The 24,577-nt window shown below is 30.7% G+C and carries 19 protein-coding genes; 14 read left to right on the top strand and 5 right to left on the bottom strand.

Going from position 1 to position 24,577, the window contains the following annotated elements:
• Positions 1–81: 81 nt before the first annotated feature.
• Entirely contained in the window at positions 82–1,365 is a 1,284-nt protein-coding gene (locus tag HX088_RS05400; RefSeq protein ID WP_260543341.1) for a T9SS type A sorting domain-containing protein, read from the bottom strand.
• A 379-nt stretch (positions 1,366–1,744) separates the two neighbouring features.
• Here HX088_RS05400 and HX088_RS05405 point away from each other — a divergent pair, with 379 nt between their 5' ends.
• Complete coding sequence (locus HX088_RS05405) at positions 1,745–3,556, top strand: chloride channel protein (RefSeq protein WP_286483628.1); 1,812 nt, start codon at positions 1,745–1,747, stop codon at positions 3,554–3,556.
• Positions 3,557–3,560: 4 nt separating this feature from the next.
• Here HX088_RS05405 and HX088_RS05410 read toward each other — a convergent pair whose 3' ends face one another.
• Complete coding sequence (locus HX088_RS05410; protein ID WP_286483629.1) at positions 3,561–5,285, bottom strand: tetratricopeptide repeat protein; 1,725 nt, start codon at positions 5,283–5,285, stop codon at positions 3,561–3,563.
• A gap of 502 nt (positions 5,286–5,787) precedes the next feature.
• Here HX088_RS05410 and HX088_RS05415 point away from each other — a divergent pair.
• From HX088_RS05415 to rpoN, 10 genes are all read left to right on the top strand, one after another.
• Complete coding sequence (locus tag HX088_RS05415) at positions 5,788–6,786, top strand: LLM class flavin-dependent oxidoreductase (protein WP_286483630.1); 999 nt, start codon at positions 5,788–5,790, stop codon at positions 6,784–6,786.
• Positions 6,787–7,284 carry a hypothetical protein gene (locus tag HX088_RS05420; protein WP_286483631.1) on the top strand — a complete coding sequence of 166 codons (498 nt, stop codon included), beginning with the start codon at positions 6,787–6,789 and terminating at the stop codon, positions 7,282–7,284.
• 38 nt (positions 7,285–7,322) lie between these two features.
• The gene (locus HX088_RS05425; RefSeq protein ID WP_284583765.1) at positions 7,323–8,294 is read left to right on the top strand and encodes a polyprenyl synthetase family protein; all 972 of its coding nucleotides are present in this window, start codon (positions 7,323–7,325) and stop codon (positions 8,292–8,294) included.
• A 5-nt stretch (positions 8,295–8,299) separates the two neighbouring features.
• Positions 8,300–9,286, top strand: a complete 987-nt coding sequence (locus HX088_RS05430; protein WP_286483632.1) for a GSCFA domain-containing protein — start codon at positions 8,300–8,302, stop codon at positions 9,284–9,286.
• A complete protein-coding gene (locus HX088_RS05435) occupies positions 9,280–10,047 on the top strand; it encodes a TatD family hydrolase (protein WP_284583763.1) in 768 nt (255 codons plus the stop codon). Before HX088_RS05430 ends, HX088_RS05435 begins: the two co-directional genes overlap by 7 nt.
• 50 nt (positions 10,048–10,097) lie before the next feature.
• The gene (gene pyrH / locus HX088_RS05440) at positions 10,098–10,808 is read left to right on the top strand and encodes a UMP kinase (protein ID WP_171621759.1); all 711 of its coding nucleotides are present in this window, start codon (positions 10,098–10,100) and stop codon (positions 10,806–10,808) included.
• An 8-nt stretch (positions 10,809–10,816) separates the two neighbouring features.
• A complete protein-coding gene (gene frr / locus HX088_RS05445; RefSeq protein WP_286483633.1) occupies positions 10,817–11,371 on the top strand; it encodes a ribosome recycling factor in 555 nt (184 codons plus the stop codon).
• A 76-nt stretch (positions 11,372–11,447) separates the two neighbouring features.
• Positions 11,448–13,859 carry a DUF5686 family protein gene (locus HX088_RS05450; protein WP_286483634.1) on the top strand — a complete coding sequence of 804 codons (2,412 nt, stop codon included), beginning with the start codon at positions 11,448–11,450 and terminating at the stop codon, positions 13,857–13,859.
• 212 nt (positions 13,860–14,071) lie between these two features.
• Entirely contained in the window at positions 14,072–15,520 is a 1,449-nt protein-coding gene (asnS, locus tag HX088_RS05455; RefSeq protein WP_260543325.1) for an asparagine--tRNA ligase, read from the top strand.
• A gap of 83 nt (positions 15,521–15,603) precedes the next feature.
• Entirely contained in the window at positions 15,604–17,076 is a 1,473-nt protein-coding gene (rpoN, locus tag HX088_RS05460; protein ID WP_286483635.1) for an RNA polymerase factor sigma-54, read from the top strand.
• Positions 17,077–17,108: 32 nt separating this feature from the next.
• Here rpoN and HX088_RS05465 read toward each other — a convergent pair whose 3' ends face one another.
• The 3 genes from HX088_RS05465 to porW all read right to left on the bottom strand — a co-directional run bounded on the left by HX088_RS05465 (position 17,109) and on the right by porW (position 21,462).
• Entirely contained in the window at positions 17,109–17,663 is a 555-nt protein-coding gene (locus HX088_RS05465) for a DUF4303 domain-containing protein (protein ID WP_260543322.1), read from the bottom strand.
• Positions 17,664–17,763: 100 nt separating this feature from the next.
• Positions 17,764–19,047 (bottom strand): MFS transporter, encoded by a 1,284-nt coding sequence (locus HX088_RS05470; protein WP_171621765.1) that lies wholly within the window; start codon positions 19,045–19,047, stop codon positions 17,764–17,766.
• A gap of 96 nt (positions 19,048–19,143) precedes the next feature.
• A complete protein-coding gene (porW, locus tag HX088_RS05475) occupies positions 19,144–21,462 on the bottom strand; it encodes a type IX secretion system periplasmic lipoprotein PorW/SprE (RefSeq protein WP_502875132.1) in 2,319 nt (772 codons plus the stop codon).
• Positions 21,463–21,717: 255 nt separating this feature from the next.
• Here porW and HX088_RS05480 point away from each other — a divergent pair, with 255 nt between their 5' ends.
• From HX088_RS05480 to HX088_RS05490, 3 genes are all read left to right on the top strand, one after another.
• Entirely contained in the window at positions 21,718–23,220 is a 1,503-nt protein-coding gene (locus HX088_RS05480; protein ID WP_260543315.1) for a GH3 family acyl-acid amido synthetase, read from the top strand.
• Positions 23,221–23,243: 23 nt separating this feature from the next.
• Complete coding sequence (locus HX088_RS05485) at positions 23,244–23,825, top strand: acyl-CoA thioesterase (RefSeq protein ID WP_171621787.1); 582 nt, start codon at positions 23,244–23,246, stop codon at positions 23,823–23,825.
• A gap of 283 nt (positions 23,826–24,108) precedes the next feature.
• Positions 24,109–24,564, top strand: coding sequence for a DUF4442 domain-containing protein (locus HX088_RS05490; protein ID WP_260543313.1), 456 nt, complete (start codon positions 24,109–24,111; stop codon positions 24,562–24,564).
• Positions 24,565–24,577: the final 13 nt, after the last annotated feature.

The raw sequence follows: 24,577 nt of genomic DNA on the forward strand, positions 1-24,577 counted from the left end.
TACAAATACGAATATATGTACTGTTTAAAATAAAATTTTATTGGTCTAATCCTGTATCATTTTTTCAGGACGTTACAAGAATTATTTTTTGATTATTTTCTTTGTTACATCTTTTCCATCAATAGTAGATTTTAAGATATAAGTACCTTTTGGCAAAGAAGAAACATTAATTTGTTTTTGATCTGAGTTAAGAACTTTCTGTCCAGCCATATTGTATAAAATAGATGAAGAAACTTGTCCTTTTGTTTCAATATTAATTACATCTGTAGTAGGGTTTGGATATACTTCAAATTTTGTAGTATTTACTTCAGAAGTTCCTAATTTAGGTAATGAAATAAGGAAAGATACAGTTCCCATGTCGGTTCTTCCTAAACCAACAATTTTAGTTCCGTCTTTAGACATTCCTAATGGTAAAGCGAAAGTAATTCCTAAATCATCATATCCTAATGAACTTACATATTCGTTAAGTTCAACACGTCCAGTTTTTTCTGTCCAAATAAAACCTTCACCCATTGCTGCTGGTCCTGGCCATGGTCTATAAAATCCTACAACAACGCTACCATCTCTACTGATAGCACTTGACATTCCATTAAAATAGATACCTTGATCCGGATGTTCAATTTTTTGCACACCAGTTTCTTTACTATAACGCATTGCGATATCATCACCTGTTGCACCTATCATCCATTTACCATCTCCAGAGATACCTCCTAGTTCTAGTACTTCATAGCCTTCTTGATCTAAAACTTGGTGTCTTTCACCATTTTCCCAATATACACCCCAACGATCCCAGTTAGTATCATGCCAGCCAACTGCAATTTTTCCATCATCACTAATTCCGTTTGCACGAGAGTAATACTCTCCATCTGTTTTTAAATCAGTAAAACCAGTAGTTTCATTCCAGACTACTCCATGAAAACTACCATCAGGAGTTTCAGCTAAACCAGAAATGTATTTTCCATCTGCACTCATTCCCCAAACAGAACTTATATCTTGACTACGTCCTCCGATGCCTCCTAAGTATTTCCAAGTATCTTTTTCAATATCATATATAGACATTTGGTTTTTTCCATCAGTAGGATTCATTGTCATTGCAGCGATTTTCTTACCATCTTCGGTAACTAATACAGAACCTCCATTTGCAGTGTCAGGAGCAATTTCTCCTAGTAATTGAATACCTTTATCTGGAGTCCAATAATAATTATTATCAACAGTATTTAAAGTTACAACTTTTCCGTCTGTAGACACACTATATGCAGTTTGTCCATCACCAATTACATAAACTTGTGCATTTACAAAGTTTGAACCTACTAATAGTGCAGATAAAAATGCAATACTTTTAAGTTTTGAGTAAATCTTTTTCATTTTAAAATTTGTGTTAATTATTTCAATCATAAAATTAGAATTATTACTGTATGGTAAAGTGGCTTTATATTAATGTTTTATTGTTTTCCGATTTATTAAAGTTTAAATAATTTATAATCAGTAATTTATTCATTTGAAGTAGTTTGATTATTATAAAGAAATTCATTGAATTCATTGATGAATTATTAAAGAAAAGAGCTAGTAATAATATTATTTTAAAAAAAATTTGGCGCATTGAACTAAAATAATGAATGTAAAATTATCGAACATGAATAAATATTTATTCAAAATATTTACGAATTAGAGAATTGGTTTGTTTTTTGCTTAATTCGAGCAAATATAATTAGGCAATAAAGAAAAGGAATACTATTTTTGGACTATGCAGCTTTCCTCTAAACAAAAGTTTTTTCAATATCTCAAAAAATCAATTAATTTTTTTCAAAATTTATTGAATCTCTTAAAACTTGTACTGACAGAAAGACAATTTTTGTACTTGTCATGTATTTTAGTTGCGATTTCATCTGCATTTGCTGTGATCGTTTTAAAAACATTTGCACACATCGTTTTTCAATTTACAGTTTACATTAATAATTTAGTTAAGCTTCCTTATATTAATAGTATACTTCCGATTATTGGGATTTTGCTTACGGTTATTGTTGTGCAAAAATTTTTGAATGGTTCAATAGAAAAAGGAACTTCTCAAATTATGATTGCTGTAGCTAAAAAATCAGGAATAATGCCTAAAAAACAAATGTATGCACAAATTGTTACCAGCTCTTTAACTGTTGGTATGGGTGGTTCAGCAGGTTTAGAGTCGCCAATTACCATCACAGGTGCAGCCTTTGGATCAAATTATGCACAATACTATAGGTTTAAATATAAAGAACGTACTTTGTTATTGGCATGTGGAGTTGCGGCAGGTATTGCAGCGGCTTTTAATGCGCCAATCGCAGGTGTATTATTTGCTATAGAAATTGTATTAGCAGATATGAGTGTTACTGCTTTTATTCCATTGTTGTTATCCTCTGCAACAGGAGCTTTGATTGCAAATTTAACATTGAAAAGTAATATGTTATTATCATTTCGGTATGCTTTAGGTTTTGATTATCATAATGTGATTTTTTATGTTATTTTGGGTGTATTGGCAGGCTTTATTTCTGTTTATCATGCCAGATTATTTCGTAAAGTGGAACATCTTATTGGCAATTATTCGGATAATGTTTATTGGCGAGCAATGGTTGGAGCAGGGAGTTTAGCAATTTTGATTTTCTTTTTTCCCACTTTATTTGGAGAAGGTTATGAAAGTATTAAATATTTAGCAAATGATGAAGCAGGTTTTATTCTGAATAATTCTTTGTTAGAAGATTTTAGGACTAATCAATGGGTTGTTTTAGCCTTTGTTTTTGTAACTATTTTAATAAAATCTATTGCAACAGGATTGACATTAGGAAGTGGTGGAAACGGAGGAAATTTCGCACCATCTTTGTTTGTTGGCTCATATTTGGGCTATGTTGTCGCAAAAGTATTTAATCTCATCGGTTTCAAAGATGTTCCTGTAGGAAATTTTACTGTTGTTGGAATGGCAGCAGTTTTGAGTGGATTATTTCATGCACCTTTAACAGCTATTTTCTTGATTGCAGAAATTACAGGAGGTTATGGATTAATGATTCCACTGATGATTGTCTCTTCTATCAGTTTTGCAATTTCTAAACGTTATGACAAATATTCGATGGATATATACGCAATAGCGGATAAAGGAATTGTTTTTACCTCGGATAAAGATCGTAATCTTTTTAATAAAATAGATTTATTTTCTATTTACATCAAGAATATTAAAACATTGACAGTTTATGATTCAATAGAAGATATCAAAACTATTTTTTCGACTACTACCCAAGATTTTATTCCTGTTTTAAATGAAGATCAATCTATTCATGGAATTATCGTTTTAGACAATATTCGATCATTTATTTTTAAGGATAATTTAGAGGGAAAAAGTTATCTTGAATGCATTACAAGCGCTTCTTCTACATCAATCTTTACAAACGCAGCAACTGTGATGAAGATGATGGAAAGTAAAAAAACAGAATATATTTTATTAACTAAAAAAGGTAAGTTTGAAGGCTATGTTACAGAAAGTTTATTGCTTGAGAATTACCGTTCTAATTTGAATAAATTACGAATAGAATAATGTTTTAATTCTGAATGCCTTTAAAAATTAATTCATAATTATCATATTTTTTTCGAAGTCGTTGTTTTGCTTTTTTAACAGAATCTGGCGTTATACCTAACAAATGAGCTATTTCTATATTCGTTAAACCTAATTTTGTAAGGTAAATAATCCGTAAATTTGATTCAGTTAAATCTGAAAAATTATTTTCTAAATACGATACAAAATCAGCCTTTTCAGATGCAAAAACTTTTTTAAAGTTATTCCAATTTTCATCCGTCATCAAATGAGATTTCAACAAATTATTCAATTGTAATTCATGTTCTTCTGTTTTTTTATTGGATGATTTTGATAAATTATCAATTTCTTTATTCAATATTTCTATCTGTGTATTTTTATCAGCTAAATATATCTTGTAAGAATCTAAGGTTTTATTAGCCTTATTTAAGCGGCTTTCAGACTTTAATTTTTCATTATGTAATTTTAATACTTTGTTGTCATTTATAGAATTTTGAATTTTCATTTTTCTTTTAAATGATATAAAAACGAATAAAACAATGATAGTTAGTAAGATAGAAATAATTATAAGTGCATTTTTTAGCAGAATGGTTTTTTCACGTTTTATTTTTTCAGTTTCATATTTATAATCAAAATTATTTTTTTGGATATTCCAATTTATGTCATTGATTACATTTTCACCATCCGTAAGCTTTATTTCAGTTTCTAACTCACTTAATTTGCGTCGAAAATCGAGTTCTTCTGCTGTATTTCCTTTTTTTATAGCAATATCCAGTAAAAGTGTGAAGATATCTTTCTCAAAACTATTAAGATAAGCTTTTCCAGAAGTGTATTTTTTTGCTTCGTTTAATATTTCTTTTGCCTCATCAATTCTGTCTAACTGCAAATATAATTTTCCAAGTTGAATATTAGCGTACATTAAATTTCTATGATTTTTACTTTCTCTAGAAATTTCGATATCCGTTATTAAATTTTGAATTGCAAGCTCATATTCTTTATTTTGAATTTGAATACCAGCAATATCTCCTAACGCTTTTGCATACCTAATTTTATCATTATTCTTTACGGCGTGTTCTTTGGTTTGATTAAAATAATGATTAGCCTTTGCGGTATCTTTTTTTTCAAGGAAAATATGTCCAATGGCATTCAGAATTGAGCCGTATTCATTGTCTTTTTTATTTGCATATTGCAGTGCCAAAAATAGATATTTTTCACTTTTATCCAATTCTTTTACATTCATAAAGAAAAAAGCATTTTTTTTGTAAACATCACTTTTCTGGAAAACATTATTATTGTCTGCAAAATCTAATAACTTAGACGATTCCATAAAATAAGGATAAGCCTTTAAATATTGATTATAACTATAGTAATAGTAACCAAATTGAGTATTTATCCAAATTTGCATATCTATTAAGCCTAAATCTTTTGCAGTTTTTCTTGCAGAATTAAAAAGTTGTTCACTTTTTGGATTTAATTTATCTAATTTTTCAGCATAAATATTGGCTAATAAAGTTTGATAAATAATATTCAGATTTTTTGAAACGTAATCATTTGATTTACTACGTAGAATATCAAAATTTCTTTTTAATTGAATAGAATCTTTCACATCTTTATTTTGATTAATTACATAATCTAATAGCACTAAATCTTTTGCTTCTCGACTGGAAGTAAATGAAGTTGTAAATAAAGTGTTACATAGTATAAACGTAAATAAAATAAAGATTCTATGCATACATATTTTTTATCAAAGATAATAGTAAAATTTATTTATATTAACATATTGTTAATTAGCAGTCTATAAATTATTAACTTTGATTATTCTCGAAAAATATATCATCTTAAAAAGATAGATCTATAACTAATTTATAATTTTAATATAATTGAGCGTGATGATTTCATCTAAAAATTATTAATGTTGTTGTTTTTTCTAATGATTATCTCTAAAATGTTTTTTTATTCTAAATTTTTATATTACTTAAATGTTTGTTAAACAGTCTTTTATTGTTTGTCCCCTTTGATGTCCCCCACAAAAAAATGATTTTTATTTTAGATGTGCATAATTTTGACACAAGTTATTAGACGATTACTAATGCTAACCTATAAAGCAAACTACATGATAACTTTAACAACTTAAACCTATTATATTAATTACAAAATGAATTCCTCTAAAGACGACTCTTAGAGGAATTTTTTTTGTATTATTTTCTTCGTAATTTGGTCTTAGAATTTTTATAATGGAAAGATTAAAGAAAATAAATTACTCAGTGTTAGATTTGGCTTATGTTAGAGAAGGAGAGTCATTAAATCAGACATTTGAAAATACATTAGAAAATGCGAAATTTGTAGATGAAATAGGTTATAGTCGTTATTGGCTTTCGGAACATCACAATATGCAAAATGTCGCAAGTGCTTCAACTTCACTTTTAATCGGCTATGTAGCAAATGGAACATCAAAAATAAAAGTGGGTTCGGGTGGAATTATGCTCCCAAATCATTCTACTTTATCGATTGCAGAGCAATTTGGAACATTAGATGCCCTTTATCCAAATCGGATAGATTTAGGTCTTGGTCGTGCTCCAGGTACGGATCAGTTAACAGCGTCTATTTTACGTCGTGGCAATAATTTTATGAATTATAATTTTGAAGCTGAAATCAAAGACTTACAAAACTATTTTAGCACCGATAATAAAGATAGTAAAGTTCGTGCAATTCCTGGAGAAGGTGCAAATGTGCCACTTTACATTTTGGGCTCTAGTACAGATTCGGCTTTTTTGGCGGCTAAATTAGGTTTACCTTACGCTTTTGCTGGGCATTTTGCGCCTCAACAGTTTTATAACGCGGTCGAAATTTATCGTTCTCAATTTCAACCTTCAGAATTTTTGAAAGAACCTTATACAGTTGCTTGTGTTAATGTAATTGCATCAAATACAGACGAGCAAGCACATTATTTATCCATGTCAATGTACCAAGCTTTTCTCAATATTATTACCGATAAACGTCAACCAATTGTGCCACCAGAAAAAACACAATTAGAGCTCGCTTCACCAGAACAGAAATACATGCTAAAAGGTATGACCGCATTATCTTTTATTGGGAGCAAAGGTACTTTATCGCAAGCTTTTGATGAATTTATTTTCGAATCTAAAGTAGATGAAATAATGGTTTCTACAAATGTTTTTGATCAAAAAGCAAAAAGAAAATCGTATCAAATAGTAAGTGAATTGTTTCGTTAAATGAACCAAAAAAAATCATTCTCAAAAGTCGCTTATTATTGGATGTTTATTGATCAGTTTAAAGATCAATTTACACTTATTTTGATGTTTAATCTTTTGCTTTTCTTTGTTGCAAATCATTGGAGTTACCTCGTTCCTGAAGTTTATTTATTTGTCAATCACAAAGATGTTTTTAATTTATTTCGAGAACAATTTGTACCAACTGCTTTTTTCGAAGTATTGGCTTATACTTATTTGGGTTCATTATTCCTTCATTTGGGAATGTATAAATTGAATAAAATATGGATTTTTAGATTAAATGCATTACTTCTAATCATCGTTTCGACTTATTTTTGGACAATTCCTTCTTTGCAAAGCCTAAAAATGGTACTAGAAAGAATGCATCCTTATTTTATCTTAGCAATTGTGGGACAAATCGCTTTGTATTTAATCGTTGGGAATGATTTTTTTTGCCTTATCAAAAATAAAAGAAAACAAGCCAAAATCAATCATTCTTAGTTATATTTGCCAAAACTTAATTTTACAAAAATCAAACTATGTACTCATTTGATAAATTTCACGAATTAATTTCCGAAACAATCGATAACAATCCATTTTCTAAAAATCCAGAAGAATTATACGAACCAATGGATTATATTTTGAATATTGGAGGTAAAAGAATTCGTCCAATTTTGACTTTATTGGGAACTGATTTGTTTGATGGTGATGTTCAAAAAGCATTGAAACCTTCTTTAGCAATCGAGTTTTTTCATAATTTTTCGTTGATGCACGACGATATTATGGATAATGCTTCTTTGAGAAGAAACAAAGCGACTGTTCATGAAAAATTTGGATTGAATACAGCAATTCTTTCTGGTGACGCCATGTTGGTAAAAGCTTATCAATATTTAGAAGATATGGAACCTGAATTGTTTAAGCGTTCTACGAAACTTTTTTCACATACAGCTTTAGAGGTTTGTGAAGGACAACAATTGGATGTTAATTACGAAACGAAATTAAATGTTTCGTATGAAGATTATATCAAAATGATCTCTCTTAAAACAAGTGTTTTACTTGGTTGTGCCCTAAAATTAGGCGCGATGATTGGAAATGCTTCTGAAGAAGATGCAGATAAATTATACCAATATGGTTTGAATTTAGGTATTGCATATCAGTTGAAAGATGACTATTTGGATGTGTTTGGTAGCCTTGAGCATTTAGGTAAAAAACATGCCGGTGATATTTTCGAGAATAAGAAAACAATTCTTTATATTTCAGCTTTAGAGGCTGCAAATGAGGAAGAAAAGGAAGAGTTATTATATTGGTATAGTTCAAATACCGATAATATAGATAAGGTATATGCGGTAGAAAAATTATTCAGAAAGCTGAATGTAAACCGTAAATTATCGACCTTAATTAGAGAATATACTAATAAAGCGCATAGTTATTTGGATCAAATTGATGTTCCAGAAGAACGAAAAACGTATTTAAGAGAATTGAGTGAAGTTTTAATTGATCGTGAAGGATAAGAAAAATGCAATTTAGAACGACTTTCCAAATTCAACCTTCTGATTTTAAGCTGCATCATCAACATCAAATTTTGACGATTGGTTCTTGCTTTTCAGACAAAATTGGAAAATATTTAGTCGATTTAAAATTTAATGCATGTGTTAATCCGTTTGGCGTAATTTTTAATACAATTTCTATTCAAAAATTAATCGAAAGAAGCATTCATAAAAAATACTTTACAACTGCAGATGTACATCAGAATGGAGAAGAATTTTTCTGTTTTGATGTACATTCGTCGTTTAATGCACTTACAAAAGTTGAAGTTTTAGAGAGATTAAATTCAACTCTGGAGCAAGTTTATCAGTTTATTTACTCTTGTGATGTTGTAATGATAACCTTGGGAACTTCATGGATTTACGAATGGAAAAACACCAATCAAATTGTTGCAAACTGTCATAAAGTTGAGGCAAAACAATTTGAAAAAAAATTGTTGACTACTAAAGAAAATCTAAAATCGTTAGAATTAATTGTTTCAGATTTGAAGAAAATTAATCCAAACATCAGATTGATTACAACAGTTAGTCCAGTTCGTCATACAAAAGATGGAATAATCGAAAATAATGTGAGTAAAGCAAGATTAATAGATGCTTTGTATCAACTGAATCTTCAATATAATCAAGTTGACTATTTTCCTTCTTACGAATTGGTTTTGGATGATTTGAGAGATTATCGTTTTTTTAAAGAAGATCTTATTCATCCTTCTAAACAGGCAGTTGATTACATTTGGGAAAAGTTTTCAGCAACTTATTTAGAGCAATCAACACATACTATTAATCAAAAAATAAACAAAGTCATTTCAGCGATGAATCATCATCCTTTTAATGAAGAATCAGAAAATCATCAAAAATTTTTAGTTAAAACAATTGCTTTGATGAATGAATTAGAAAAAGACAATCAGCTTGATTTTTCGCTTGAAAAAGAATGTTTAAGATCAAAATTAAAACAATGTTAATTGATACACATACACATCTTTATTCAGAACAATTTGAAAATGATAGAGATGAAGTAATTGCGCGAGCAAAAGAAAATGGAGTAGAGCGACTTTATTTGCCTGCAATCGACAAAAGTTATACAGACAAAATGTTGGCATTAGAAGCTCAACATCAAGATTCGATGTTTGCGATGATGGGATTGCATCCGTGTTCGGTTCATCCATACACAATAGAAGAGGAATTAACTCATGTTCGCGAATGGATTGACAAACGTTCATTTAAAGCGATTGGTGAAATTGGAATCGACTTGTATTGGGAAAAAGAATTTCTAAAAACACAACAAGATGCATTTAAAACGCAGATTGAATGGGCAAAAGAAAAGAATTTACCAATTGTGATTCATTGTCGTGATGCATTCAACGAAGTTTTTGAAGTATTAGAGGAAGTGAAAGACGAAAAATTATTCGGAATTTTTCATTGCTTTTCAGGAACAAAAGAAGATGCGCAACGTGCAATTGATTTCAATTTAAAATTAGGAATTGGAGGAGTCGTAACATTTAAAAATGGTAAAATAGATCAATTTTTAGGTGATTTTGACATTAATCATATCGTTCTCGAAACAGATTCACCTTATTTAGCGCCAGTTCCGTTTCGTGGGAAACGAAATGAAAGTAGTTATCTAACATATATTTGTGATAAATTAGTAGATATTTATCACAAAACACCAGCTGAAATAGCAACAATTACAACAAAAAATGCATTAGACATTTTCGAACGTTAGGAAAAATCAGAATAGAAAAATTATATTTGCAAAAGAAAACCTTTGACAAAATGAAATACAAAAGAATATTACTTAAATTAAGTGGAGAAGCATTAATGGGAGATTTACAATATGGTATCGATCCAAATATGCTGAAACAATATGCTCAACAAATTAGAGAAGTAGCAGAACTTGGTTGCGAAGTGGCAATCGTAATTGGAGGAGGTAATATTTTTAGAGGTGTTCAGGGTGTAGCTTCTGGTATGGATCGCGTACAAGGAGATTACATGGGAATGTTGGCTACCGTGATAAATAGTATGGCATTACAAGGAGCTTTGGAAGATGCTGGAGTTAATACGCGTTTACAAACAGCTATTCGTATGGAACAAATTGCAGAACCATTTATCAAAAGAAGAGCGACGCGTCATTTAGAAAAAGGTCGTGTAGTAATTTTTGGAGCTGGAACAGGAAATCCGTACTTTACAACAGATACAGCTGCTGTATTAAGAGCAATTGAAACACAAGCAGATGTTATTTTGAAAGGAACACGTGTGGATGGAATTTATACAGCTGATCCAGAAAAAGATCCAACTGCAGAAAAATTTGAAACAATTTCTTATCAAGAAGTGTACGATAAAAACTTAAAAGTAATGGATATGACAGCTTTTACTTTGAGTGAAGAGAATAATTTACCTATTATTGTATTTGATATGAATACAGATGGTAACTTGAAAAAATTAATATTAGGAGAAAACGTAGGTACTCTTGTAACAAATAAATAAATCCCGAAATGGAAGAATTAGATCTAATTTTAGAAACGGCAAAGGAACAAATGCAAGGAACAGTTGATCACTTAAATGTTGCATTTGACAAATTAAGAGCAGGTAAAGCAAATCCTGCTATGTTAAGTTCAGTTCGTGTTGATTATTACGGTAGTTTATCTCCGTTAACTCAAATTGCAAACGTAAATACACCAGATGCAATGACATTGAGCATTCAACCGTACGAAAGAAATTTAATTGGTGAAATCGAAAAAGCAATTATTAATGCTAATTTAGGTTTTGCACCTTCTAACAATGGAGATTCTATTATTATTAGTATTCCACCAGTAACAGAAGAGCGTCGTAAAGAGTTGGTGAAAATGGCGAAAGCTGAAATGGAAAATGCAAAAGTTTCTATTCGTAATGCTCGTCAAGACGCAAACAAAGCGCTGAAAAGTACAAAAGATGCATCTGAAGACATGGTGAAAGATTACGAAACACGTGTACAAGGATTAACGGATAAGTTTTCTAAGAAATTAGAAGAAGCTTTAACGAAAAAAGAAGCTGAAATCATGAAAGTTTAATCTTTCAAGAAAAAAAGATATTTTAAGGCAGCGTTTCGCTGCTTTTTTTATTTATTTGCATAATCAATTTCAAAAAATGAAGAACTATTTATTCTTGCTAAATTTCTGTATTTCAATTGCTGCATTTGCTCAAATAAAAGTAAGAGTTTTCGATGCTCAAGATGAATTTCGTTTAACAGGTGCCAACATTTATAGCGATACAAAACAATTTCTTGGTCAAACAGATGATTTGGGAGAATTGAACATCAACGATTCAATTCATTTTATTGATGTGATAAAAAACGGATATTTTACAGAAAGTATTCAGACTAACGGAAAAAAAATAGTCGAAATTATGATGAAACCATCTTTCATTAGTTTAGATGAGGTAACCTTTACCACTAACGATTCTGTAGGACGAAATATCATCATCAAAGCCATTCGCAATCAATCCAAAAACACGATCAAAAAAGGAGGTAATATCTTTTTGAAATCATACACCAAATTCTGGAGTACAGTAAATAATGATTCGATTCCTTATATTATTCAACCACAGAATCAAAAGGATTCTGTCAATAATCAATGGAAAAAACTGTTAGATAATAGCCACTTATTTTTAGGTGAACGTGCGATGGATCATAAAGTTTCGAAACGATTAGGTTTGAAAAATATCGTTCAATCTTCTCGAATTTCTGGTATGCGTTCTCCGTTATATGAATATTTGGCAATGCAACCGATTGCATTTAATTTTGATCAAGATAAAATCAATTTTTTCTTCAATGGAATTGTTAATCCTATAAGTAGAGAAGGTCTTTCTCATTACCGTTATGGTTTTAAAGAAGATATTTTTATTGAAGGAAGAAAAACAGCAGTTGTTAGCTTTTTTCCATCTATCAAATCAGAAAAACGTCAGATCAAAGGAACGCTTTGGATTGATGACAAAACTAATGCTTTAATCAAATTCGAAGGAGAAAATACAAGTGCCAATTATGTTGCGGAGTTAGAAGCTGATTGGAAACTGAACAATGGAACTTGGGTGCCGAATCAGCAAAAATATCGCATGGAGGCTGGAAATTTCAAGGTTACTGAAAAATTAGCATCAGACGATTTTATAGATAAAAAAGAAAAAATATGGATTAATCTCGAAACAACTTTCAAGGATATTCAAAATCCAGCTCATTTTAAGCGTAATGAATTTTTAGGTTACGAAGACGAAATTTCGTTTCAAAATATGAACGAAAAGAAATGGGATAATGTGATGGAAGATTATCGAGATAATTCGTTGTCGAATAAAGAGCGAAATACCTACACAACAATTGATAGTATTGGCGATAAATATAAATTAGAACGTCAAATGAAGTTAATGCGTATTATCAATTCAGGAGGAAAATTATCGTTAGGAAAAGTTGATCTTGATTTGACAAAAATTTTAGCGTTTAATGATTACGAAGGTTTTCGACTTGGGGCTGCTTTTAATACAAACGAAAACTGGAGCGACAAATATTCATTGAATGCGTATTCTGCTTACGGTTTTAAAGACGAAACATTCAAGTTTGGTTATGGAGGAGATTATTTTGTGAATAAACCTTATTCAGGTCGAATTTTCGCAAAATATTCACAAGATGTTTCTGCTTCTGGAAAAACTCCAATTTTATTACAATCAAATTATACACGTTTAATCAGTGGTGCATTTAGTAATATTTATAACCGCGAATATTTTTCTTTTAAACGATATTCTTTTGGTTATGAACAAGATATATTTAAGAATGTAACCTTCAATATTTCGACAAATTACGAAAAACAACAAGCAGAATTTAATTATTCATTCTTAAATACGAATGGTTGGTACGATTTGTATAACACGCAATTAGCAATTCGTTTTGCACCAAAAGACAAATTTATCAGAACGCCCTACGGAAAAGTGACTGTTAATAGTGGTAAATCTGTTTTCTATGCAACACTAACCAAATATTGGGATGTGTTCAATTCGGACTATAATCCATTGCGTTTTAATGTTTCTTACTTTGATGTTTTTGATACGCGTGTAGGTAAAACCAATTTAAACATCAACGCAGGTTGGGTTGAAGGTAAAATGCCGTTGATGAACTTGTTCGAAGGACAAGGTAATGCAAAACGAAATGATGTTGCTAACTTTGGTGTTGGAGGTTTAACAAATTTCGAAACAATGCGACCAGGAGAATTTTATTCGGATAAATTTGTATCTTTTCAGTTGAAACATATTTTTGCTGGTGTGAAGGTTGGAAACAGAATTATTTTCCCTCAATTTGTTTACCGTGGTGTTTTAGGGGATATGGAAGATAGAGCAGATCATCAAAATTTAGAGTTTAAAACATTGAATCATTATTACCACGAAACAGGAGTTGAAGTAAATAATTTAATTTTCAAAACATTTGGTTTAGGCGCTTTCTATCGTTTAGGTGCATATTCAGAAGAAAAATTTCAAGATAATTTCTATTTAAAATTAACGGTTAATTTGAATTTCTTGTAGGGTGCAATTTTATCATTCTAAATTCGCTTCATAATCGCTCATTTTAAAAGCTAAAATCACTTCAAAAAATAAACTAAAATCAAAAATCCTTTACATTTTTATTGAAATTGTAAAGGATTTTTAGGTTGGTTAAAAAATATTCGCAAAAATTATGCCTATAATTTTTATAACTTTAAATAATAACTAAATTTGTAAGGATAAATTAAAAAAATATGCAATCGTACGGAATTAAAGCCTTATTAGAAAAAGGCAAGGATTTGTTGCTACAGGAAGTAGTTGTAAATGGATGGGTAAGATCGTTCAGAAGTAATCGTTTCATCGCGTTGAATGACGGTTCTACAATTAATAATATTCAAGTAGTAATAGATTTCGAAAATTTTGACGAGTCGATTATAAAACAAATTTCTACAGCTGCGTCTTTACAAGTAAAAGGAGAAGTCGTAGAAAGTGAAGGAGCAGGTCAAGAGATTGAAATCATTGCGAAAGAAATCAAAGTTTTAGGAACTGCGCCGTCAGAAGATTTAAAAGGAACTATTTTACAACCAAAACAGCACAGTTTAGAGATTTTGCGAGAGCAAGCGCATTTACGTTTCAGAACAAATGTTTTTGCTGCAACAATGCGTGTTCGTAATGCCTTAATGTTTGGTATTCACAAATATTTCAACGAAAATGGATTTTGTTACATCAATACGCCTATTATCACAGGTTCTGATGCTGAAGGAGCAGGAGAAATGTTTCATATCACTAACTTAGATATGGATAACCTACCTAAAAATGAAGAAGGGAAAGTAGATTATACACAAGATTTCTTTGGTAAAGCGACGAACTTAACGGTTTCTGGACAATTAGAAGGAGAAACTGCAGCAATGGGATTAGGTAAAATTTATACATTTGGACCTACTTTCCGTGCAGAAAACTCGAACACATCTCGTCACTTAGCTGAATTCTGGATGATAGAGCCTGAAGTTGCGTTTTTCCGTTTAGATCAAAATATGGATTTGGCAGAAGATTTCATGAAATCTGTCATCACTTACGCAATGGAAACATGTCAAGATGATTTGAAATTCTTAGCTGAACGATTTGATAAAGAACAAAAACAAAAACCAGAAGCTGAGCGTTCTGAATTAGGTTTGATCGAACGTTTAGAATATGTATTAAACAACAAATTCATTCGTTTAAGCTATACAGAAGCAATTGATATCTTAAAAGATTCTAAACCAAATAAAAAAGGTAAATTTAAATATCCAATCGAAGGTTGGGGAGCAGACCTACAATCTGAACACGAACGTTATTTAGTTGAAAAACATTTTAAAACACCTGTAATTTTATTTGATTATCCAGCGGAAATCAAAGCATTCTATATGCGTATGAATGATGATGGAAAAACAGTTCGTGCAATGGACGTTTTATTCCCTGGTATTGGAGAAATTATCGGAGGTTCTGAGCGTGAAGAGCGTTTAGAAGTTTTAGATGAAAAAATGGAAAAATTCGGAATTGATAAAGAAGAATTATGGTGGTACCGCGACACAAGACGTTTCGGTTCTGTACCACATTCTGGTTTCGGATTAGGTTTAGAGCGTTTGGTATTATTTGTAACTGGAATGGGTAACATTCGTGATGTTATTCCTTTCCCGAGAACGCCGAACAATGCGGAATTTTAATAAGAAATAATTTACACGGATTTATGCTTAAATATTGTAACTTTAAGCTAAATCCGTTTTTTATATAAGCCAAAACCCAAAATATGTTAAAGCAGGAATTAAATTTAAAATTACAACAAAAACTATCGCCTCAACAAATTCAATTAATGAAGTTGGTTCAACTTCCTACGGTTGCTTTTGAACAACGCGTAAAGGAAGAGTTGGAAGAAAACCCTGCTTTGGATGATCAATCTTCTGAATACGATGATGATTATGGAGGAGAGCAGGAAGAATGGGATAATCAGAATGATGAATATGGCGATGAACAGGTTATCGATACAAGTGATATCAATATTGATGATTATTTGAGCGATGATGATGTCCCAAATTATAAAACATATACAAACAATTATAGTGACGACGATGAAGATAAATCTGTTCCTTATGCTCAAGGAGAAAGTTTTATCGATTTTTTAACCTCACAACTGTACACTTATCGATTGACTTCAGAACAATTTCAAATCGGTGAATTTATCTTAGGAAATATTGACGACGACGGTTATATGCGTCGTGATATTAAATCTTTGGTAGATGATTTGGCATTTTCACTTAATATTTATACTTCGCCAGAAGAAGTAGAAAATTTGTTGTTGAATTATATTCAACGAATGGATCCAATAGGAGTAGGAGCACGCGATTTGCAAGAATGCTTATTAATTCAGTTAGAAAATAAAACGCAAACACAAGCGGTTGAATTGGCAGAAAAATTAATTAATGAATCATTTGATGCGTTTACTAAAAAGCATTATTCGAAATTAATGGCAAAATATGACGTTGATGATAACGAATTACGCGATGCAATTACAGAAATAGAACGCTTGAATCCAAAACCAGGAAAATCTTTTTCAAGCAGTAGCAAAATTATTGAACAAATTACACCAGATTTTACAATCAATATCAATGATGGAGATTTAGAACTGACGTTAAATGGTCGAAATGTTCCTGAGTTGAAGATATCAAGTGCATTTGCTGAAATGTTGGATACCTATAAGAAAACTGAAAATAAATCGACACAACAGAAAGAGGCTGTGATGTTTGTTAAACAAAAGTTAGACTCTGCAAAATGGTTTATTGATGCGGTTCAGCAACGTCGTAATACGCTTTTGTATACGATGGAAGCGATAATGAAATTTCAAAAAGAATATTTCCTAACGGGTGACGAAACGAAAATCAAGCCAATGATTTTAAAAGATATTTCGGATCGAATTGGAATGGATATCTCGACAGTTTCTCGTGTGGCAAATTCTAAATATGTAACAACACCTTACGGAACATTTTTGATAAAAGATTTGTTCTCAGAATCGTTAACTAATGATGACGGAGAAGAAGTATCTACTCGCGAAATAAAACGTATTTTACAAGATGTAATTGCGGATGAAGACAAGCGTAAGCCTTTAACAGATGAAAAGTTAACAGAAATTCTAAAAGAAAAAGGTTATCCAATTGCTCGTCGTACAATTGCAAAATATCGCGAACAATTAAACATACCAGTTGCGAGATTAAGAAAAGAAATTTAAGAAATTCAATTTATATCAAAAAAAAGAGCTTTTTATAAAGCTCTTTTTTTGTTTTTATCCCAAGTTGTCATCCATTCAAAATAATCATCTTTGTATTGATTATCATTTAATTGAGTGATAATTTTTCGTTGAATATCTTTATTCAAATCATCGTCTATCACAGAAAAATTTAAGAAAATATCTTTTCCAGTTAATTTAGAAAAGAACTGTTCTTCTTTTAATTCGTGTAAAACTTCAATACATTTTTCATTTAATTGATTTTGGAACTGGTAAAACCAATCTTCATCATCGTCATGCTCATCAGCAATTTCTTTACAGATTTGATTGATTTCATTAAAAGATTCTTTTGCTCCCAGATAATCAAATTTCCATTCAGAAGGCTCGAATTTGTAGAAATGAAAATCGTCCTCATCCGCAACCTGTTCCAAATATTCAGTAGAATTTGCAGAAGGGTGAATGGCTATTTTCGACTCATTATTGCACAAAGCAAAGGCATATAGATCTTGTGAAGGATTTTCGTTATAAATTTCTAAAAAGGCTTGTTTGGTAGATTGAGCTAATTTATTTTTGAATTCATTGAAATCCATTCATTTATATTTTTTATTTGGCTGTTATTATTTTTCTTGAAATGTAGTGAAATTCTCTATATATTAAAAGTTTGTTGATTTATTTTTTTAAGACAAATTCTTATTTCTTTTCCATCTTATAGAACAATAAAATAACAAAACTGATCGCAAATGAAACACCCATTGCAAGCGCAGAAGCTTTCATTCCGCCCGAATATTCTATCAATAAACCATAAATAACTAAACCTAAGAACAAAGCAAATTTTTCGAATACATCATAAAAACTAAAATAGGTTGTTGTATCTTCTGTTTCAGGTAATAATTTTGCATATGTTGAACGTGATAAAGCTTGTAAACCGCCCATTACCAAACCAACCATTGCAGCCATAATATAGAATTGTGTTTTGACATTTGGATCATTTTTATTGATTAAATAACCTATAATACAGGTTATAATCCAGATGAATATACCGATAAGTAATGTCTTTTTATTGCCGATTTTTCCTGATAAATAAGAGAAAAACCATGCGCCTAATACAGCTTCGATTTGAATTAATAATATAGTCATAATTAATTCCGTAGATTGCATTCCAATTTCTGAGCTTCCAAACATGGCGGCCATTAAGAAGATGGTTTGCATCGCTAAGCTATAAAAGAAAAAGCCAGCTAAAAATACACGAATGTTTTTGTATTGATTGAGGTCGTGAAAAGTAAGTTTCAAATTTCTAAAACTTGACTTGATGATGTCTTTTGGAATTTCTCTTTCAAATTTGTGATTGGGTAATTTACTTAATGCAATTTGTCCGAAACCTAACCACCAAACACCTGTTAATAAGAAACTTATTCGTGTAAACATACCTTGATTTTCTTCTGGCGCAAATTGTATCATTGCCAAACAAATTGTCAATAAAATAACTGATCCAATGTAACCAAACATATAACCTTGTGCCGAAACTTTATCCATTTTCTCTTCCGAAACAATTTCTGGTAAATAGGCATTGTAAAACACTAAACTTCCCCAAAAACCAATACTTGCGGTGATATTGAGCAATAAAGCCAACCAAACCAAATCGCTCGATGTAAAGAAAAACATTCCAATACATGAAAAAGAACCTAAGTAGCAAAAAAAACGAAGAAATTTGATTTTATTCCCAATTAAATCAGCAATTGATGACAAAACTGGTGATAAAACGATGACAAAAAAGAAAGCAATTGCCAACGAAAAATTGAACGCTGATTCTGGTAATAGACCTAAGAACTTGATCGGATTGTTGTCCGTATCATAGGTCATTGCAGTATAATAAACGGGGAAAATAGCAGAAGCAATAACCAAAGAATGAACAGAATTTGCCCAATCGTAAGAAATCCAAGCTTTTATCAGTTTGGGATTATCTTTTGTATTCATAAATTTTTGATAGAATTGTTGTTAACTTAAAAATAATTAATTAATATTTTTTAAATAAAATTTTAAGTCTGAAAATTTTATCTATGATGAATTGGATTATTTTTTTCTTCTTACAGGTTCTTTATCGAGTACTTTTTGTGTATTCTCGTTTTCATTTATTAAAGGTGTATTCTCATCTTTTTGCTTTGGGCTTCGTAATTTTTCCAATAATCTTTTCGCTTGTTTTGCTTCATCTGTTCCATCATAAGCAGTAACAACAACTTCCAAAGCTTGCTCAAACTCTTCTTGAGATGCGGTTTGTTTCAATGCATAAGCGTTTAAAAGTACAAATTTGGCAATAATAATTTCAGTCGGAAATTTTACAATTGCATCTTGAACTTTTTGCTTTACTTCTTCATACTTTTCTTCTTTGTACAAATCATACGCTATTTTATATGCTTCTACAGCTTCTTTTGTTTCTGGAGTGATGTATTCAACTTCTGGATTCAAAATATAGCCAGCGTAAATTGTATTTGGATAATTTGTTAAGATTTCTTCTTTGTATTGATTCTCTAATTTTTGATCGCGATTCTTGTAAATACGATACAATTGATACGTAGCTTTTAACTTAACATCATCTGATTTTGGAGGAGTTGCAATCAATTTTTTTAACTCTTTTCCTGCTAATTCGCTGTTATTGAATGTATCAAAATAACCAATTCCTAAAGCTAATTGTGTTGTATCACGTTCAACTTTTAAATCATTTAATTGTTTAGTAGTAGAAGGAATTTGCTCCAAATAATACTCAATTTCAAAACGTCTTGGATTTCCAGCAGAAACCTGTCCCGTTAATTCGGCCTGTTTATCTTCTATTACGGTACTAATAGCATTAGAATTACGCCAATTATCTTTCAACGAAATTCCACCCCAAATACGTTGAAACTCCTGTTGACCAGATGATTTTAAACCTTGATTATAAAAATAAAATTTTCCTTTATCGGCATTATTAAAACTTGAAGTAAAACTTGATGTTTTGGTTTCTAATTGAAAAGTTTCCATTTCTTTTCGTTCTTCTTCCGCTTGTTTTTCTTCTTTTTTCTTTAATTTATCAATATAATCTGTAAAAAATTTGGTTTGTTCTTCTTTCGGAAGTTTTGCAATTTTTAGAATAGAATCGTTTTTCTGAACCAAATAATGTTTTTCCATTAATTTTTTCAACACATCATTTCGTTGCTGAATTCTTGCTTGATCTTCCTTTAAATTATAAGTTGTTTGAGCCGAATCGTAGTAAGCCGAAGCATACACATAGTCGTTTTGCTTGAATTTTATGTCACCATAATTTTCGTAAGCGCGCCCACGAATATAAGGATCAGACATGGGATCTTTCAAACTCAGTTTGGCGTATTCTACCGCATCATCCATTTTATCTGCACGAAAAGCCATTTCCGAAATACCATAATACAATTCGTTTTTCTTTGATGTATATATTCCTTTTTTGGCAATATCAAGCAAATTCTGTTTGTAATTTCCGTAGTTATTAATTGCAGGATCAAAATTAGCAGCAATCGCTAATTGCGATTTAATTTCTAAGTCAAAACCAGGAGCCATTTTATACACTTTTGTAAACGCTTCTCCTGCTTCTTGTTGTTTTCCAAGTTTAGAAAAAACTTGTCCCATTGTATAAAATAAACGCACTCGTTCTTCTTTATTCGATGAGTAGTATTCTGCTTTTTGTAATGGATCTAATGCTTCTTCGTACTTTTTTTGATCAATTAAAAACTGAGCATACGTTCGCGCAATCATAGTTTTTAGCTCTTTACTTTTATACGGATCATTTTCGTATAAATTTTGTAAAGTTTCAGCTCCATCAAAATAATTTCCACCTTTTATTTCGGCAACTGTTTTATACACATTTGCCTCTTGTGCATATTTAGAACTTTTAAAATTCTTTACAACATAGTTTAAGGCATCTAAAGCTTCAAAATATTTTTGTTGATAGAACAGAGATTTTCCAATTAATAGATACGCACGAGCCATCAAAGGATTTTTTTCTTGTCCTTTAATTAACATCGAGTGTTTTTCAATTGCTTTAGCAGCTTTAGCTTCAACAGCAGCAAATCCTATAGGTTTCTCTACTTTATCCTGATTATTACGATTTCCACCTCCAATTCCAAAATTAGGTGTATTAAATTCAGTTAAATTTGTCGAATCCGAAACAGAGAAATATTCTATTCCAACAGGTAAAATCTTAGCGTAATTCTCAATATAATTTGTCTGTAGTTCAGTATTTTTTTTATCTAATTCGTCTTCAGCATTAAATACCCCATTAAACCACGACGTCATCTTATGATATTGTCGGTTTTTGAAACTATTTTTTTGTGTTGAACAGCCGATTAAAAAACTAGCGGCGAAAATACTCAGTATAATCTTTTTCATGATAGCGAATAAAAACAAATCTACAATAAAACGTTCGATTAGAAAAAATCTTGTATCCTTCGGAAATTTAAGATAATTTTATATGGAATAACGATAATTTAGACACTTGTTAAATTAGAAAGATTATAAAATGATTGCTAACAATTTAGCTTTAATGTAATTACTTATTTCGTTAGAAAAATCATTACAAAAGTTGTTAAATTATTAAGAATATTCACTTAAATTCGACCAATAATAATGTTTTAAAGGAACAACATGAAAGCTTTTTTAGCGAAAATTTTTGCAAAATACATTGTCAATAAAGAACAAAAATGGATTAAACATCCTTTTGAAACTCAAGACAGAATTCTAAAAGAGTTAATTGTGGCTGCAAAAAATACAACGTTTGGAAAAGATCATCATTTTGATCAAATCAATACGTACGAAGATTTTAAAAACCATGTTCCAGTCAACGATTACGAAGGTTTAAAACATTATTTTGATGAGGTGATTGCGGGAAAAGTTGATGTGCTATGGCCTGGTAAACCACTTTATCTTGCAAAAACTTCTGGTACAACTTCTGGTGCAAAGTATATCCCACTTACAAAAGAATCTGTTCCAACACATATAAATTCTGCCAGAAATGCATTGTTGCATTATATTCACGAAACAAATAACTCGAGTTTTGTCAATGGAAAAATGATTTTCTTACAAGGAAGTCCTATTTTAGAAGATAAAAATGGGTTGAAAGTTGGACGACTTTCTGGAATTAGTGCGCACTTTGTTCCAAATTATTTACAAAAAAATCGTTTACCATCTTATGAAACCAATGTCATTGAAGATTGGGAAACAAAAGTAGATAAAGTAGTTGACGAAACAGTGAAAGCGAATATGACACTAATCTCAGGAATTCCACCTTGGTTGATTATGTATTTTGAAAGATTAATTAAAGTTTCTGGGAAAGAAAATGTTCAATCAATTTTCAAGGATTTACAACTAATGGTAACAGGAGGAGTGAATTATGAACCTTATCGTGAAAAAGTGAATCAGTTAATTGGACGAAAAATTGACTGTATTCAAACATATCCAGCATCAGAAGGGTTTATAGCTTATCAAGATACACAAAAAAGTGACGATTTATTACTGTTATTAAATAATGGGATATTTTATGAATTTATTCCAGTCGAAGAATTTTTTGATGAAAAACCAACTCGTATTTCAATAAAAGATGTAGAAATCGGAAAAGATTATGTGCTTATTCTCAATACTAATGCAGGTTTGTGGGGGTATAATATAGGTGATACGGTTCGTTTTACGTCTACTAAACCATACAAAATTGTTGTTTCTGGACGTATTAAACATTATACTTCGGCTTTTGGTGAGCATGTGATTGGTCATGAAGTTGAGCAAGCTTTACAAAAAACAATAGAAAAGTGTCCAGCGAGTGTAAATGAATTTACAGTTGCTCCACAGGTGAATCCTATAGACGGTTTACCTTATCACGAATGGTTAATAGAATTTGACCATAAACCTCAAAATATGTCCGAATTTAATCGTGAATTAGATATTCAAATGCGTTTGCAAAATCCGTATTATGACGATTTGATTACTGGAAATATACTTCGTTCTTTAATTATTTCGGTAGTTGAAAAAGATGGTTTTCAACATTACATGAAATCAATAGGGAAACTGGGAGGACAAAATAAAGTGCCTCGTTTATCGAATAATAGAGATATTGCAGATGAATTTCATCAACTTAATTTAATACAAAAAAATTGAACACACACACAACAACAGATAAAATGATTTACAAAACTGTAAAAAGTTCATTGGTAACTTTTTCGCAATTAATGCTTCCATCGCATTCCAATTTTAGTGGAAAAATTCATGGTGGATTCATTCTTTCTCTTCTCGATCAAATTGCATTTGCATGTGCTTCCAAATATTCAGGTAAGTATTGTGTAACGGCATCCGTGGATAGAGTAGATTTTTTAACACCCGTAGAAGTGGGTGAATTATTGACGCTAAAAGCTTCAGTAAATTATGTTGGACGTACTTCTATTGTCGTTGGTATTCGCGTAGAAAGTCAAAACATTCAATCAGGTGAAATTAAACATTGTAACTCTTCTTATTTTACAATGATTTGTAAAGAAGAAAATGGAGAAAAAGCAGAAGCACCGAAATTAATTTTGAAAAACTTGAACGAAGTTCGTCGTTTCTACAAAGCTTTACATCGAAAAGAAGAACACACGAATGCAAAAGAGCAAGTGAAAGACACAATCGATTATAAATCGCAAGAATTAATTGATAATCTTTTGCATAATCATTGGGTAAAAATAGAACTTGAAGACACTGTTTCTAAAAGTGTCAAAGTACATAAATAAAACCTGGGTTAGATTCATTATGATTCTAACCCATTTTTTATAAAAGATTATGATCCTTTTGCTCTTTTTTCTTAATACGATAGGTGAATTGAGATACTTTTATTCCCCAAAGATTTATGGTTTGAAAAGTAACCAACGTATATTATGCTTAATAAGTTGCGCTCTTTCAATTTTCGTATTGCTCAATAATTTTTAACAACAAGTACACTAATAAATTAACATTGCTTTTGAAGAATTCAAATAAAACATTTACTTTTAGTCCATTAACCTTTTTGATAAAATTATGAACAAAGAACTTTTTAAAACTGTTTTGACAACGCAAATTCCAATTGCGTGGATTGCTGGAGTTCGTTTAGAATCGTGGGAAGAAAATAAAGTTTCAACTAAAGTGAAATATGGTTTTCTCAATCAAAATCCTTTCAAAAGTATGTTTTGGGCAGTGCAAGGTATGGCAGCAGAATTTTCTTCTGGTTTGATGGCGAATGCTAAAATTGCAAAATCAGGTGAAGACATTTCGATGTTGGTTTTGGGAATGCAATCAAAGTATTTGAAAAAAGCGATTGGTAAAATTGTGTTTACATGTGAAGATGGAGAAAAAATAGATTCGGCTATAAAAGAAGCGATCGAAACAAAGAAAGGGATTTCTCTAAACGTAACAAGTAAAGGCGTAGACGAGGAAGGAGATGTAGTTTCTGAATTTCAATTTACGTGGACGTTTAAGTTGAGAGAGAAAAAATAATAGAAAAGCTGAA

Origin of the sequence: Empedobacter sp. 225-1 (assembly GCF_030328185.1) — a bacterium.
Classification (GTDB): Bacteria; Bacteroidota; Bacteroidia; order Flavobacteriales; family Weeksellaceae; genus Empedobacter; species Empedobacter stercoris.

Coding starts and splice junctions, on each gene's coding strand:
- HX088_RS05425 (WP_284583765.1), top strand. CDS start 7,323: ATGTACTCATTTGATAAATTTCACGAATTAATTTCCGAAACAATCGAT.
- HX088_RS05430 (WP_286483632.1), top strand. CDS start 8,300: ATGCAATTTAGAACGACTTTCCAAATTCAACCTTCTGATTTTAAGCTG.
- frr (WP_286483633.1), top strand. CDS start 10,817: ATGGAAGAATTAGATCTAATTTTAGAAACGGCAAAGGAACAAATGCAA.
- pyrH (WP_171621759.1), top strand. CDS start 10,098: ATGAAATACAAAAGAATATTACTTAAATTAAGTGGAGAAGCATTAATG.
- HX088_RS05450 (WP_286483634.1), top strand. CDS start 11,448: ATGAAGAACTATTTATTCTTGCTAAATTTCTGTATTTCAATTGCTGCA.
- HX088_RS05465 (WP_260543322.1), bottom strand. CDS start 17,663: ATGGATTTCAATGAATTCAAAAATAAATTAGCTCAATCTACCAAACAA.
- HX088_RS05435 (WP_284583763.1), top strand. CDS start 9,280: ATGTTAATTGATACACATACACATCTTTATTCAGAACAATTTGAAAAT.
- porW (WP_502875132.1), bottom strand. CDS start 21,462: ATGAAAAAGATTATACTGAGTATTTTCGCCGCTAGTTTTTTAATCGGC.
- HX088_RS05400 (WP_260543341.1), bottom strand. CDS start 1,365: ATGAAAAAGATTTACTCAAAACTTAAAAGTATTGCATTTTTATCTGCA.
- asnS (WP_260543325.1), top strand. CDS start 14,072: ATGCAATCGTACGGAATTAAAGCCTTATTAGAAAAAGGCAAGGATTTG.
- HX088_RS05405 (WP_286483628.1), top strand. CDS start 1,745: ATGCAGCTTTCCTCTAAACAAAAGTTTTTTCAATATCTCAAAAAATCA.
- HX088_RS05470 (WP_171621765.1), bottom strand. CDS start 19,047: ATGAATACAAAAGATAATCCCAAACTGATAAAAGCTTGGATTTCTTAC.
- HX088_RS05485 (WP_171621787.1), top strand. CDS start 23,244: ATGATTTACAAAACTGTAAAAAGTTCATTGGTAACTTTTTCGCAATTA.
- HX088_RS05415 (WP_286483630.1), top strand. CDS start 5,788: ATGGAAAGATTAAAGAAAATAAATTACTCAGTGTTAGATTTGGCTTAT.
- HX088_RS05420 (WP_286483631.1), top strand. CDS start 6,787: ATGAACCAAAAAAAATCATTCTCAAAAGTCGCTTATTATTGGATGTTT.
- HX088_RS05480 (WP_260543315.1), top strand. CDS start 21,718: ATGAAAGCTTTTTTAGCGAAAATTTTTGCAAAATACATTGTCAATAAA.
- rpoN (WP_286483635.1), top strand. CDS start 15,604: ATGTTAAAGCAGGAATTAAATTTAAAATTACAACAAAAACTATCGCCT.
- HX088_RS05490 (WP_260543313.1), top strand. CDS start 24,109: ATGAACAAAGAACTTTTTAAAACTGTTTTGACAACGCAAATTCCAATT.
- HX088_RS05410 (WP_286483629.1), bottom strand. CDS start 5,285: ATGCATAGAATCTTTATTTTATTTACGTTTATACTATGTAACACTTTA.